This window comes from Nocardia sp. NPDC004711 (assembly GCF_053601595.1).
In genome coordinates, this window is the sequence record NZ_JBSGCB010000082.1 from 14,191 (window position 1) to 27,377 (window position 13,187).

Sequence of the window (13,187 nt, forward strand, 5' to 3'; positions counted from 1 at the left end):
CGGTGCCTGGCACCACGCGGGCAAACATGTAGGGAGCGGCCGCTTCCGCCGTTTAGGGTCCGACCATGCCTTATGTGCGATCAGGTTCTGCAACAGTTCATTACGTCACCAGCCAGATCAACGGCCCGACCCTGCTGCTCGCCCACGGGTTCTTCATGGACGAGTCGATGTTCGAGCCGATGCGCGAACCTCTGGCAGACGCCGGTGTCAATCTCGTAACAGTCGATGCGCGGTGCCATGGTCGCACCCAGTCACCAGATGGCGAACCGTTCAGCTATTGGGATCTGGCCGCGGACGGATTTGCGGTCCTCGACGACCTCGGAATCGAGAGGGCGGTCGTCGGCGGAATGAGCCAGGGCGGCTACGCCGCATTGCGCATGGCGCTGCTGGCGCCGGAGCGGGTGCAGGGTCTGGCCCTGATCGATACCGAGGCCACCGCGTGCAATCCGGCCGAATTGGCCTACTACCGCGAATTCTTCGAATGCTGGACCGGCCCGGAGCCGCTGGCCCCGCTGGTCGCCGAATTGGCCCCGCAGCTCATCGGCGGCACCGATCCGCGGCTGTGGCGCGCCTGGACCAGCCGCTGGTACAACTCCGACCGCCAGAGCATCATGCCCGCCGCCCGGTGCCTGATGGACCGGCGCTCGGTACTGCATCGACTACCGGAGATCTCCGTGCCCGCCCTGGTGGTGCGCGGTAGTCACGACGCCACCAGCACCGCCCAGAAGTCCGAGGCGTTGGCCACCGGGCTGGCCGGGGCCGGCGGTGTGGTCACCATTCCGGGCGCGGGGCACGGCGCGGCCTGGACTCATCCGGAAGTGGTTGCACCGCTGCTGATCCGGCTGGTCGAGCTGTCCAACGCCCGGCGGGAGAACCGGCTGGCGCGGGCGCTGTCGACACCGTGGCCGCGGATGCGCGGAGGACGCGAGGCTCAAGCCGTGCGGTGACGGGGAGCCGTCTGCCCCGAGTGTTCGAGGGAGCGGGCCGTGCCCGGGGCGGTCACGGCCGGCGGATTCTCACCCGGCCTCGTGCCAGCTCGGAATGCCGAGGAAGATTTGAATCTGGCTGGGGTAGGCCGCATTGAAGACACTGAACAGCTGCACCGCGATATCGAAGCGCCGGTTGCGCTCGCGATCGCGCAGGCGCATGGTGGCGCGGGGCCGGCCGTAGGCAGCGACGCCCTCATCCCACATTTCCCGGAAGAGTCCGAAACGTCCGAGTTCTCCGAGAAATTCAACCGACCAGGCGGTATCTCCAGAGCTCGCGATCAGACCGCGCAGCCAGTGCACGGTCAGCCGGACCTCCTCCTCCCACTCGACCATGACCTCGCGGGCGGCCTCGTTGCCCAGAAACCAGCGCAGGATATTGATGTCCCGCTCCAGCCCGGGGAACGCACGGGAGTAGCTTTCGTTGCAGGCGAGCACATTCCAGCGGGTGTCGACGTAGGCGGCGAGATTTGGTTCGTGCAGTTCGAGGGCGCGGCGCATGTCGTCGGTGATTTCACCGCGCAGTTGTTCCACGGTGGGGAATTCGCTCACGCCGAGTCCGGCCAGATCGAGCAGATGCCGGCGCTCGACGGCCGACAGCGGGGTTATTCGGTCCAGATATCGCAGCAGCGCATCCACCACTTCGCGGGTGGGGTGGCCGCGATCGCCCTTCTCCAAATGGCTGATGTAGCTGGCGCTCACGCCGGCATTGAACGCCAGCCTTTCTCGTGATACGCCTCGTTCATCACGCAGGCGGCGCAGCAGCAGTCCGAATGTCGGCGGCTTCAGATCGTCGGAGTCCCTATCCGGTTTCACGCCCAGCACCACGCCGTTCCCTCTCCGCAAACATTCAGCCAACCAACCTTCATCGCTCCGAGTCCTCCCGGTACCGGACAGTGGGACCCGGTGTGACGCCTGGTGCGAACTGTGACGAACGCCGCGTACTCCGACAGTTCTCAGGTCGGATACTGCCATATGAGATTGTTCTCAACGTTAAAACAACACCATTTCTACTATGTGTCGTGGCACATCTCATAACGTAACGACTAACGGCAATTGCTTAGCAAGCGCAGGTTTCCGGGCGTGCCCAACAAGCTCCGAACAGCCTGCCACTACGATCTTCAACCATGCGCTGTGAACGAAGGACACGCCCCTGCCCCGGAACGGGATCGTGACACCCGTCGACGCCATCGTGCTGGCCGGTGGAAAGGCCAGCCGGATGGGCGGGGTGGACAAGCCGGCCATCGTGGTCGGCGGGCAGTCCATGCTGGACGCGGCGCTGGCGGCGGTCGCCGGCTGCGCACGCACCGTGGTGGTGGGCCCGCATCGGCCCGAATTGCCGCCGGAAATCCTTCAGGCACAGGAGATACCGGCCGGAGCGGGCCCGGTGGCGGCCATTGCCGCGGGGCTGGGCGCCCTCGCCGGCTGTGAGTTCCCGGCCGCGCTGATCGTGGTGCTGGCCGCCGACATGCCCTTCCTCACCGCCTGGGCGGTGGACGAATTGCTTTCCCACGCACGGGAATCCGGCAGCGACGCGGTCTTCGCCGCGGATGCCTCGGGTCGCCCGCAGTATCTGGTCGGGGTGTGGCGGCGCGCCGCCCTGGTCGCTGCTTTGAAAGACCTGGACTCCCTGGTGAATCGGCCGATGAAGGCGCTGGTGCCGGTGGATACCGCCATGGTTACGCTACCCGGCGTGGACGACTGCGACACCCCCGAGGACGTGCGGCGGGCCCGGACCGGGGCGGCACGCACGGCCGCGCCGCTGTGGCTCGACGAGGCCCGGGATGTGCTGCGCGGGAGCATCTCCCCGCTGCCGGTGCACCGCGCGGTGCTGCGGGCCGCGCGCGGCGCGACGCTGGCCGCGCCCCTGCTCGCGGCGGACGCTCTGCCGCGCTTCGATGTCTCGGCCATGGACGGTTACGCGGTGAGCGGCGACGGGCCCTGGCAGTTGCGCCGCGATATCGGTTTCGCGGGCGGGCAGCGGCCGGTGGGCCTGCTGGACGGCGAGGCGGTGCGGATCGCCACCGGCGCGCACGTGCCCGACGGGACCGGTTCGGTGGTGCGCGACGAGTTCGTCCGCCTCGAGGCCGACGGCACGCTGTACCGGCTGCCGGACACCCCGATTCGCGAGGATGTGCGCCGGCGCGGCGAATACTGGCTCCCCGGTGCGGAAGTCGCGGCCGCGGGCACCCCGGTGACAGCCGCGCTGATCTCGGTGGCGGCCAGCGCGGAGGTCGCGGCGGCGGACGTGCGCGGCCCGGTGCGGGCGCGAATCGTCATGACCGGCGACGAGATTCGCGGCGAAGGGCCGCTGCACAGCGGTCAGACCCGGGACTCGATCGGGCCCATCCTGCCCGATGTCCTGGGCTGGTACGGCGTGACCACTATCGATCGGGTTCACCTGCGCGACACCGCGAATGCCTTCGACGAGGTGCTGGCCGCGGCAGCGGACTGCGATCTGCTCGTCATCGTCGGCGCGACCGGCGGCGGCGCGGCCGATCAGCTGCGCTCGGCGCTGGACCGCTCGGAGGCCGCCATGCTGCTGCGCCGCCTGCGCCTGCGGCCCGGGGGTTCCACGGTGGTCGCGCAATTGGCCTCCGGCACAGTCGTGCTGGGGCTGCCGGGCAATCCGTTCGCGGCGATCGCCACCCTGCTCACGCTGATCGGCGCCACGGTCGAGGGCCTGACGGGTGCGACCCCGGCCCGCCCGATCGTGGGCCCGCTCGTGAACGCCGCCGAGCTGACCGCGCCGGTGTTGCGCATCGTCCCGGCCCAGGCGCTGCCCGGCGGCGGCTTCCGGGGCGATCTCCGGCTGCGCACCGCGCACCTGGCCGATCTGCTGCACCGCGACGGCGTGGTGGTCGTCCCGGCCGACGCCGTGGACGGCGCGCCGGCCGAATTCATCCCGCTGCGTGGGTGACGCGGGTTCAGGCGGGTAGCCCGAGAACTGTCAGCAACTGGCCCGGGTAGGCGGCGCTGTCGAGTCGGCCGTGCTGGGCATAGACCTTGCGCCGCAGCCCGGTGACCGGATCGCGCAGCTGCACGGCCCACACATGCGGTGCGAACTCCACGCCGCCCTCGGACCAGGCCTGCCGGAATTTCGGGAATTGCCCGAGATCACGAATGAGATCGGCGAATCCGTCGGTATTGCCCGATCGCCCGATCAATCCGCGCATCCAGCGGGTGACCCGGCGGGCATCGGCCTCCCAGTTCACCATGACCCGGGTGGCCAGCTCATTGCCGAAGAACCAGCGCAGCATATTGCCGTCCTCGGTCAGGCCCGGGAAGGCGGCGTCCCAGCTGTCATTACTGGCCAGCAAGTTGGCGCGGGTGTCGAGCAGGGCGGCCATATTCGGGCTGTGCAGCTCCAGGGCCCGCAGCATCTCGGGTGTGATCGCCGCGCGCAGTTCACTCGGGGAGGGCAGCTCGCCCGATCCCAGGCCCGCGAGGTCGCCGAGCTGGCGGCGGTCCTCGGTGGACAGCGGGTCCAGCCGGTGCAGATAGCGGGTGAGCGCCTCGACCACTTCCCGGGTCGGGTTGCCGCGGTCGCCTTTCTCCAAATGCGTGATGTAACTTGCGCTTACACCAGCATTGAATGCCAGGCGTTCGCGCGAAACACCGCGATTGTCACGCAGGCGGCGGAGCAGGTTTCCCAAGGTGGGTGCTTCGAGTTCCTGAGAATCCTGTCCATATACCGCTTTCGCGCCCACCTGGTTCCCTCCTGTACGGAATCCCGGTGGCCCACCGCGCCTCCCTGTGGAGGCGCCGCCGAGATCTCCTTCGAGACGGATACTTACACAGATTCGGATACGAACCGTTCCGCGCGGCAAATCCAGTCAGTATCACCGGATACTCCTATTGGTATAAGTTCCGGTGGGTCGTGGCAGTCGGCGCGGAATGGCGCTCCCCAAATTACTCTCAGGCCCCCAATGCGAGGGGTACTTGGACGGACACGATTTCGTCTCGGCGCGCGCGGGCCGGATCCGGGGCGGGAACCGCGTCCAGCAGGCGCCGCGTGTACTCCTCGCGCGGATGCTGAAAAACGGCTGTGACCGGGCCTGATTCGACGATGCGACCCTCCCGCAGCACCACCGCGCGGTCGGCCACCTGATGCACGACCGCCAGATCGTGGCTGATGAACAGGCAGGCGAATCCGTATTCGGCGCGCAGATCGGCGAAGAGTTCGAGCACCTGCGCCTGCACCGAGACATCCAGCGCGCTGGTCGGCTCGTCCGCCACCAGCAGCCGTGGCGCGAGGGCCAGCGCCCGCGCCAAGGCGACGCGCTGCCGTTGCCCGCCGGACAGCTCGCCCGGCCGCCGGCTCGCATACTCGCGTGGCAGGCGCACGGATTCGAGCAGGTCCCCGACCCTGGCCCGCAACAGCGCCCCCGAGGCCGCCCGGTGCACCCGCAGCGGTTCGCCGATCGAGTCCTCGAGGCTGTGCCGCGGATCCAGCGAGGCGGCCACGTCCTGATGCACCAGCGCGACGTTCTTGCGCAGCCCCCGCAACTCCCGCTGCGACAGCCCGGTCAACGAGACGCCTTGCAACACGACCTCTCCCGAAGCCGCGGGCACCAACCCCAGCGCGGTACGGCCGAGCGTGCTCTTACCCGAACCCGATTCCCCGACCAGACCCACCACTTCGCGCGGAGCCAGAGTCAGCGAGACATCATGCAGGGCCTGAAAGCGCTTGCCGTGGCGGCGGTAGACCACCGACAGGTCGCTGAGACGCAGCACTGGCTCGGCCGCCGACTCAGCGGTCGGCGCTGACGCAGAAAGCCCTGTTGCAGACGCCGATGACGAAGACGGCGCCGCCACAGTCGACGGTGACGCCGGGCCGGCAGGCAGCACGGGGACCGCGGCGAGTAGTTCGCGGGTGTAGGCGGACTGCGGGGTCGTGAAAAGGTCGTGGACCGGCTGGGTTTCGACTATTTGGCCGGCGCGCATGACCACCACCCGGTCGGCGATGGCGGCTACTACGCCCAGATTGTGGGTGATGAAGAGGATGGCGGTGTTGTTGCGGCGCTGGAGGTCCTGGAGGAGGCGGAGGATTTCGGCCTGGACGGTGACGTCGAGGGCGGTGGTGGGCTCGTCGGCGATGAGGAGGTCGGGGTCGCCGGAGAGGGCCAGGGCGATCACTACGCGTTGCTTCTGGCCGCCGGAGAGCTGGTGGGGGTACCAGTCGACGCGTTTGGCCGGTTCGGGGAGGTCGACCCGGGTGAGGAGTTCGATGGCGCGGGCGCGGGCCTCGGACCTGCTGATCGGGCGGTGGGCGCGCAGGGCCTCGGCGATCTGGGTTCCGATGCGGCGCACCGGGTTCAGCGCGGTCTGTGGTTCCTGGAAGACCATGGCCGCGCGGGTGCCCCGGAGGGGGCGCAGGTCGGTGTCGGTGGCGCCGATGATCTCGGCGCCGTCGAGGCGGATCGAGCCGGTGGCGGTCGCGCCGGTGGGGAGCAGTCCGAGGACGGCGCGGGCGGTGAGGGACTTGCCGGAGCCGGATTCGCCGACCAGAGCTACGGTTTCGCCGCGCGCGACGCGCACGCCGACGCCGTTCACCACTGTTCGCTGGCCGAAACTCACCACCAGGTCGCGGATGTCGAGCAGGGTATCGTCGGTCATCCGATCCTCCGGGCGCGGCCCAGAGCCTGGGCGATCAACAGGAATCCGAGGGTGAGCGCCGAAACCACCAGCAGCGGGCCGACGGCCATGGCGGGATTGGCGTCCAGGTTGCGGGTGGACTCGGCGATGATCGACCCGAGTGACGGGTCCGGTGGGCGCACGCCGATGCCGATGAAGCTCATGGCGCTGTCCACGAACACCGCCAGGGACAGTGACAGCGCCAGCTGTACGGCGAGCGGTTCGATCACATTGGGCAGCACGTGTTTCCGCAGTGTCCAGCCGGTGCTCGCACCGATCACCGCGGCGGCCTCCACGTAGGGTTGTTCGCGCACCGCCAGCACGGCGGTGCGGATCTGGCGGCCGAAGATGGGGAGTTCGGCGGCGATGATCACGATGACGACCGCGTGCGCGCCCGGCCCGGTCACCGCGGTGAGCGCGATGGCGAAGATGAGCGCCGGGAAGGCCAGGATGAGGTCGAAGACGCGCTGCGCCAGCACATCCGCCACCGGATTCACGGTGGCCGCCAGACCGATGATCGAGCCCAGCACCGCACCGGCCGGGACGGCCAGGAAGGCGATGAGCAGATCCACGCGGATGCCGTAGAGGGTCCGGGTGAACACATCCCGGTTGATCTCATCGGTGCCCAGCCAGTGGTCGCCGCTCGGTCCGAGCAGGTTGGCGCCCGGAATCTGCTCCAGCGGGTCGTATTTCGTGAGCAGCCCGGCGGCGAGGGCCGCCACCGCGATGACGGCGATCAGCAGCACGCCCGCCAGCCCCTGCCCACGGGTCAGCGCCCGCAGCAGCGGCCGCCCCGGATTCGGTTCGCGGCCCGGGCTTTCCGTGACCGTCGTGGTGTCGTCGCTCTCGGCGACGGCGAGCTCGCTCATGCGCGGCCTCCGATGCGAATGCGCGGATCCAGGTAGGCGTGCGCGATGTCGGTGGTCAGCTGGATGGCCACGAACACGGCCACCGAGAACAGCAGCAGCGCCTGCACCACCGGATAGTCGCGCCGGTTGATGCCCTGTTCGATGAGCTGGCCGATGCCGGGCCAGGCGAACGCGGCCTCCACCAGCACCGCGCCGCCGAGCAGGTTGCCGGTCTGGATGCCGAGCGCGGTGAGCATGGTGGGCAATGCGTTTCGCAGCGCGCCGTGGGTGATGATGCGGCGGCGCGGGATGCCGAGGGCGCGGGCGGTGAGGACGTAGGGCTTGGCCAGTTCGGTGCGCAGGGCCTCGGTGAGGAAGCGGGTCAGCGCGGCGGCCACCGGCAGTCCCAGGCAGATGGCGGGCAGCAGCAGATACTGGACGGCAATGTCGGGCCGGGCCAGGAACCCGTCCGGCGGGATGCCGCCCGCGGGCAGGATCGGAATGGCGACCGCGAACACCAGCACCAGCAGCACGCCGGTCACGAAGACCGGGATGGCGACGGTCACCGTATTGGCGGCCGCCACGATCGCATTGAGCCAGCGCCGATCCCACAGGACCGAGGCGACGGATACCGCCAGGCTCACGATCACCGCCAGCGACAACGCCGCGGCGGTCAGGATGAGCGTGTTCGACAGACCCCGCACGATGAGATCCGCGATCTGGCCACCGATCACATAGGACCGCCCCAGGTCTCCGGTCACCACGCCGTGCAGCCATGACAGGTACTGCGCCGGGATGGGCCGGTCCAGGCCGAGCTGATGCCGGATGGCGGCAATGGTTTCCGGGGTGGCGTCCGGCCCGGCCAGGGTGGTGGCCGGATCGCCGGGCACCAGTCGCAGCAGCAGGAAGATCAGCACCGACGCGCCGAAGAGGACCGCGAGAGCGGACGGCACCCGGCGCAGCAGATAGGCGGTCATGCCAGGAACGCCTGGGTGAACACGTGCTCGCGGCGCTTGGTCCAGTCGAAGCCGTGCAGTTTCCGGGATGCGCTGTCCTGCGGGTAGTGCACGCCGATCTCGATCAGGAACAGGCTGTCCAGCAGTTGATCGCTGAGTGCCTGGTAGGCGCGGGTGGCGTCCGGGCCGGTGGCGCGCGGCAGCTGCCAGGCGGCGTCGGCGGCCGAGACATAATCGGGCGATTCGTAGTGGGAGGCGTTCTTGCGAGCGTTGAACGGGTAGGCACTGACCGTCAGCGTGGACGGTACGAACTGCGCCCAGGAGTGGTCGGTGATCCACAGGCCCGGGAACTGTGCGCCGATCAGCTGTTTGATGAAGGCGGCGTTCTCGGTGGGCGCGAGTTCCACCTCGATGCCGATCTCGGCGAGGTCGGCCTGCACGATCTGCGCGGCGGCCTCGAAGACCGGATAGGCGGTGTTGTAGGTGAGCGGCAGCTTGGGCGGTTTGGGCAGCTGCGCCAGAATCTGCTTGGCCTTGGCCACATCTCGTGTGTAGCGGCTGTTGCGGGAGTCGTCGAAGGCGGGAGAGTTCTTGGGCCACGGCAGGTTCAGCGGATAGCCGGCGCCGCGGAAGACCTCCTTGATGATGCGCTCACGATCCAGGGCGTAGGCGATGGCCTGGCGCACCCGCACATCGGCGAGGGCGGGGTCGGCGACGTTCGCGCCTACGTAGACCTGGAGCTCGGCTCCCTCGAAGGTGATGACGCGGAAGCCGTCGGTCTTGGCGAGATTCTCGTTGTCGCGGTAGGTGATGCCGTCGGCGAGCTGGATCTGGCCGGTCTTGAGGGCGTTGAGCTGCGCCTGATTATCGGCGATGACGGTGAATTCGACGCGGTCCAGGTAGGGGCGGTCGGGCACCCAGTAGGCAGTGTTCTTCTCGAATACCAACTGCTGGTTGGGGATTCGCTGCACGAACCGGAAGGGGCCGGTGCCGATGATCTTGTCGCCGGTGGCGAGCTGGTCGATGGACTCGCTGTCCAGGATGGGCACGGTGTCGAGCAGGTCGAACAGATTGCTCAGCGGGTGCGCCAGCGTCAGCGTGATGCGGTGCGGATCGCTGGTGTCGAAGCCGGTGACGGCGGCGGCCGTGCTCTTCAGCTGCGCCGACCACTTGGGATCGGCGTAGGTGCGCAGCGAGAACTCGACGTCCTTGGAGGTGAAGGGGCGGCCGCTGTGGAACTTCACGTCGTCGCGCAGGTCCAGGGTGATGGACTTGCCGTCGGGGGCGAGGGTCCAGCTCTTGGCCAGCAGCGGCTGGGGTTCGAGCTTGTCGTGCGGGTAGCGCACCAGGGATTCGAAGACCAGGCCGATCACATACGGTGTGGTGCCGGTATTGGTGAGCAGGTTGGCGGGCACGAGGTCCACCAGCACGCCGTACTTCAGCGTCCCGCCGCGCACGGGTTGTGCGTTGTCGTCGCCGCCGCGTTGCTGGTTCACCGCCGAGGTGCAGGCGGCCAGCGCTCCGCTGCCGAGGATCGCCAGGGCGGCGACGGCGGAACCGCGCAGGAAATGACGGCGGTGCAGACCGCCGGGGGACGAATTCATCTGGAAAACCTCGAGTGTGGACCGGGGCCGAATGGTGTGCGGCGACGCTATCCGCGGATGTATGACGGCTCACCGGTTGTACGCAGCCAGAGTGAAACCCTGGCTCCGGCGCGGGCCCGCGCCCTTTGCTGGGAGCATGTCAGTCCCCGCCCATGCCCGTGGCTATGAGAATTTCGCCGGCGAGATCGGCCGCACCACCGCCGATTCCGCGCCGGAGTGGAACTATCCGCCGACCGCGCCCGCCGGTGCGCCCAACATCGTCGTGGTGCTGGTCGACGATATGGGCTTCAGCGATATCGGCCCGTTCGGGTCGGAGATCGAGACCCCGACCCTGGATCGGCTGGCCGCGAACGGATTGCGGCTCACCAACTTCCACACCACCCCGCTCTGCTCGCCGTCGCGGGCGGCGCTGCTGACCGGAATCAATTCCCACCGTGCGGGTTTCGGCTTCGTCGCGAATGCCGATCCCGGCTATCCGGGGCTGCGGCTGGAATTGGCCGATGACGTGCTGACATTGCCGGAAATATTGCGCGCCAACGGATATGCGACCTACGCGGTGGGGAAGTGGCATCTGGTCCGCGACGCCACGCTGCATCCGGCGGCGCACCGGGATTCGTGGCCGACGCAACGTGGATTCGACCGGTACTACGGGTCACTGGAGGGGTTGAACTCCTTCTACTATCCGAATCAGCTGATCTCCGACAGTTCGGCGGTGGATGTCGAGGAGTATCCGGAGGGGTACTACCTGACCGACGACTACACCGATCGCGCCATCGGATATCTCAAGGACCTGCGGGCGCACGATGCGGCCAAGCCGTTCTTCCTCTACTTCGCGCACACCGCCATGCACGGGCCATTGCAGGCCAAGCCGGCGGATCGGGCCAAGTATCGGGGGCGGTATCGGGAGGGCTGGGATCGGTTGCGGCAGAGTCGATTCGCCGCGCAGATCGCGCAGGGGCTGTTCCCGGCGGGGACACAGCAGAAGCCGCGCAATACCGAGCCGGGTTATGAAGCGCAGGAGTGGGATGCGCTGACCGAGGAGCAGCGGGCGCGGTTCGAGCGGTACATGGAGGTGTACGCGGGCATGGTCGACAGCATCGACCAGAGCCTGGGGCGGATTGTGGAGGTGCTCGAGCAGTTCGGCGAGCTGGACAACACCATTATCGTGTTCACCTCCGACAATGGCGGCACCGCGGAGGGCGGGCCCGAGGGCACCCGAACCTATTTCGCGCAGTTCGCTCAGGTCGACGAGCCCGACTGGGAGCGGGACGTGCCGCACGACGACGAGTTGATCGGCACCGCGAAACTGGGGGTGCACTATCCGCGCGGATGGGGGCAGGCGTCGAATACGCCGTTCCGTTTCTACAAGGGGCAGACCTTCGCCGGCGGGGTGCGGGTGCCGTTCGTGCTGTCGTGGCCCAGGGGGCTGCCGCGCTCGGAGGCCGATACCGGGGTGCGCGAGGAGTACGTCTACATCACCGACCTCGCGCCCACGCTGCTGGAACTCGCCGGGCTCGAACGGCCGACGGTCCGGAACGGACTGCCCGCCAAGGACTTCGACGGCGTCTCGGCGGTGGATGTGCTGAGCGACCCGGCCGCTGTCTCGCCGCACGTCGAGCAGTATTCGGAGATGACCGGTCACCGCGGCTTCTACCGCGACGGCTGGAAGCTCCTCGCGCTCTATGAGCCCGAGCGCGGTATCGACAATCCACGCTGGCAGCTGTTCGACGTCCGCACCGATCCGACCGAGCTCCACGATCTTTCCGAGCAGCGTCCGGACAAGGTCGCCGAGCTCTCGGCCGCGTGGGACGAAGCCGCGTGGCACAACACGGTTTTCCCGCTCGTCACCCGGCAGGACCTGGCTCGGCGCCGTCCGGAGGAGGCCCGGCTCGGCGAGCAGGTCCGCATCCTGCCCGGCACGCCCACCCTCGAGCGGTACCGCTCTCAGCGACTGATCGCCTACCGCGACTTCACGATCACAGTGGAGTTGGCCGTTTACCGTCGCGGCGATGAGGGTGTTCTCGTCGCCCACGGCGACCCGCTCGGCGGCTACCTCCTCTACGTGGAGAACGGCCACCTGATCTTCGGCTACAACGCCTACGGTCGCTACACCGAAGCCGATGCCGGTGAAATCCCGTCCGGCAGCGGCCATTTCATGGTCTCCGCCACCGTCCGACCTCACCTGCGCTGGGACTTCACCATCGGCATCGACGGCGTCCGCGCCGCGACCCTCCCCAACCAAGTCCAACTCGTAGGCATGTCACCTTGGACGGGGATCTCCGTCGGCCTTGACGCCCGAGGTCCCGTCTCCTGGTCCCTTCGCGAGCGCCGGGGCGTCTTCCGCTACTCCGGCTCCCTCCACTCCATCACCTATCGGCCAGGCCCCGTCGGAGTGCCCGAGTCAGCCCAACAAGCCTTGAATTCCGAAGCAGAACTGATTGCGGAGTAGCAGACCCAAAACCCAGAGCCGACAACCTCAAAGGACGAAAAGACAAAGAACCAAAAGATCAAAAGACAAAGATGCCTGGAGAAGGGAGGGGGCCGGGATTGGGGACGCGCCTTCGTCTACCAGCCCCCTCACCTTTGAACCTGCATGTGGGTGTCGCTGCAGGAGGTATTCGCTTAGGTCTCGGGGTTGGGGTATCCGCAGGATGGGAAGTCGCGAGGAGAAGACCGCTGTGGTTGTTCGGTGTTCGGCGATTTCAGGGTGGGCCTGCGGTGGGTTTCGTCTGTAGAAGGCGATGCGTGCGGTCCGTGGGCCGGGATCGGTGGGTGGCGGCTCTCAACCCGGCGTGAGCCCAAGTCCGGTAGGGCAGGCGACGCAACCACACTCCCCGGTCCCTGCGCACGCCGGCAGCACACGAGCAGCCGGGAATCACGCCGCCCGTGAACCCCACCTCGAGCAACTGGAATCGATGGCAGCGGCGACCCACTCACCGACGTGATGTCTGTCGTTCACGCGAGGAATGCCGGTGGGGTCAAGACGTTTCGGGGCAATCCACCCGGTGCGTCCCCGATACGGGGAATCCTTGCCCATGACAACGGTTTTCCAGCCGTCGGGACTGTCGTTGACCAGCGCGTGGCAGTGATCGCACACCAAGGTCAGGTTGGTCAGATCGGTGGGGCCGCCCTTGGCCCAGTCGGTGATGTGGTGCA

10 protein-coding genes are annotated in these 13,187 nt (G+C 68.0%); 3 read left to right on the forward strand and 7 right to left on the reverse strand.

Features of this window, described 5'->3' with window-relative positions; genetic code table 11:
- Positions 1–65 precede the first annotated feature (65 nt).
- Positions 66–947, forward strand: coding sequence for an alpha/beta fold hydrolase (locus ACWEKS_RS44265; RefSeq protein ID WP_452345683.1), 882 nt, complete (start codon positions 66–68; stop codon positions 945–947).
- A 69-nt stretch (positions 948–1,016) separates the two neighbouring features.
- Here the strand turns inward: ACWEKS_RS44265 and ACWEKS_RS44270 are convergent, their stop codons facing one another.
- A complete protein-coding gene (locus ACWEKS_RS44270; protein ID WP_452345684.1) occupies positions 1,017–1,802 on the reverse strand; it encodes an MmyB family transcriptional regulator in 786 nt (261 codons plus the stop codon).
- Positions 1,803–2,157: 355 nt separating this feature from the next.
- Between ACWEKS_RS44270 and ACWEKS_RS44275 the strand changes: the two genes are divergently transcribed.
- On the forward strand, positions 2,158–3,906 hold the full coding sequence (locus tag ACWEKS_RS44275) for an NTP transferase domain-containing protein (RefSeq protein ID WP_452345685.1): 1,749 nt from the start codon (positions 2,158–2,160) through the stop codon (positions 3,904–3,906).
- A gap of 7 nt (positions 3,907–3,913) precedes the next feature.
- On the opposite strand, the gene ACWEKS_RS44280 is transcribed toward ACWEKS_RS44275, so the two are convergent.
- The 5 genes from ACWEKS_RS44280 to ACWEKS_RS44300 form a co-directional block, all read right to left on the reverse strand.
- The gene (locus ACWEKS_RS44280) at positions 3,914–4,696 is read right to left on the reverse strand and encodes a helix-turn-helix transcriptional regulator (RefSeq protein WP_452345686.1); all 783 of its coding nucleotides are present in this window, start codon (positions 4,694–4,696) and stop codon (positions 3,914–3,916) included.
- A gap of 208 nt (positions 4,697–4,904) precedes the next feature.
- Positions 4,905–6,605: a dipeptide ABC transporter ATP-binding protein gene (locus ACWEKS_RS44285; protein WP_452345687.1), complete on the reverse strand. Its 1,701-nt coding sequence runs from the start codon at positions 6,603–6,605 to the stop codon at positions 4,905–4,907.
- Positions 6,602–7,492, reverse strand: a complete 891-nt coding sequence (locus tag ACWEKS_RS44290) for an ABC transporter permease (protein ID WP_452345688.1) — start codon at positions 7,490–7,492, stop codon at positions 6,602–6,604. Before ACWEKS_RS44290 ends, ACWEKS_RS44285 begins: the two co-directional genes overlap by 4 nt.
- The gene (locus ACWEKS_RS44295) at positions 7,489–8,448 is read right to left on the reverse strand and encodes an ABC transporter permease (protein ID WP_379427184.1); all 960 of its coding nucleotides are present in this window, start codon (positions 8,446–8,448) and stop codon (positions 7,489–7,491) included. The genes ACWEKS_RS44290 and ACWEKS_RS44295 overlap by 4 nt, the downstream gene beginning before the upstream one ends.
- On the reverse strand, positions 8,445–10,031 hold the full coding sequence (locus ACWEKS_RS44300; protein ID WP_452345689.1) for an ABC transporter substrate-binding protein: 1,587 nt from the start codon (positions 10,029–10,031) through the stop codon (positions 8,445–8,447). The genes ACWEKS_RS44295 and ACWEKS_RS44300 overlap by 4 nt, the downstream gene beginning before the upstream one ends.
- Before the next feature lie 136 nt (positions 10,032–10,167).
- Here ACWEKS_RS44300 and ACWEKS_RS44305 point away from each other — a divergent pair, with 136 nt between their 5' ends.
- A complete protein-coding gene (locus ACWEKS_RS44305; RefSeq protein ID WP_452345690.1) occupies positions 10,168–12,480 on the forward strand; it encodes an arylsulfatase in 2,313 nt (770 codons plus the stop codon).
- A gap of 426 nt (positions 12,481–12,906) precedes the next feature.
- Here the strand turns inward: ACWEKS_RS44305 and ACWEKS_RS44310 are convergent.
- Positions 12,907–13,187 (reverse strand): HNH endonuclease signature motif containing protein (locus ACWEKS_RS44310; RefSeq protein ID WP_452345691.1); only part of this gene is annotated, 281 nt, incomplete at its 5' end.

Coding starts and splice junctions, on each gene's coding strand:
- ACWEKS_RS44290 (WP_452345688.1), bottom strand. CDS start 7,492: ATGAGCGAGCTCGCCGTCGCCGAGAGCGACGACACCACGACGGTCACG.
- ACWEKS_RS44285 (WP_452345687.1), bottom strand. CDS start 6,605: ATGACCGACGATACCCTGCTCGACATCCGCGACCTGGTGGTGAGTTTC.
- ACWEKS_RS44305 (WP_452345690.1), top strand. CDS start 10,168: ATGTCAGTCCCCGCCCATGCCCGTGGCTATGAGAATTTCGCCGGCGAG.
- ACWEKS_RS44265 (WP_452345683.1), top strand. CDS start 66: ATGCCTTATGTGCGATCAGGTTCTGCAACAGTTCATTACGTCACCAGC.
- ACWEKS_RS44295 (WP_379427184.1), bottom strand. CDS start 8,448: ATGACCGCCTATCTGCTGCGCCGGGTGCCGTCCGCTCTCGCGGTCCTC.
- ACWEKS_RS44300 (WP_452345689.1), bottom strand. CDS start 10,031: ATGAATTCGTCCCCCGGCGGTCTGCACCGCCGTCATTTCCTGCGCGGT.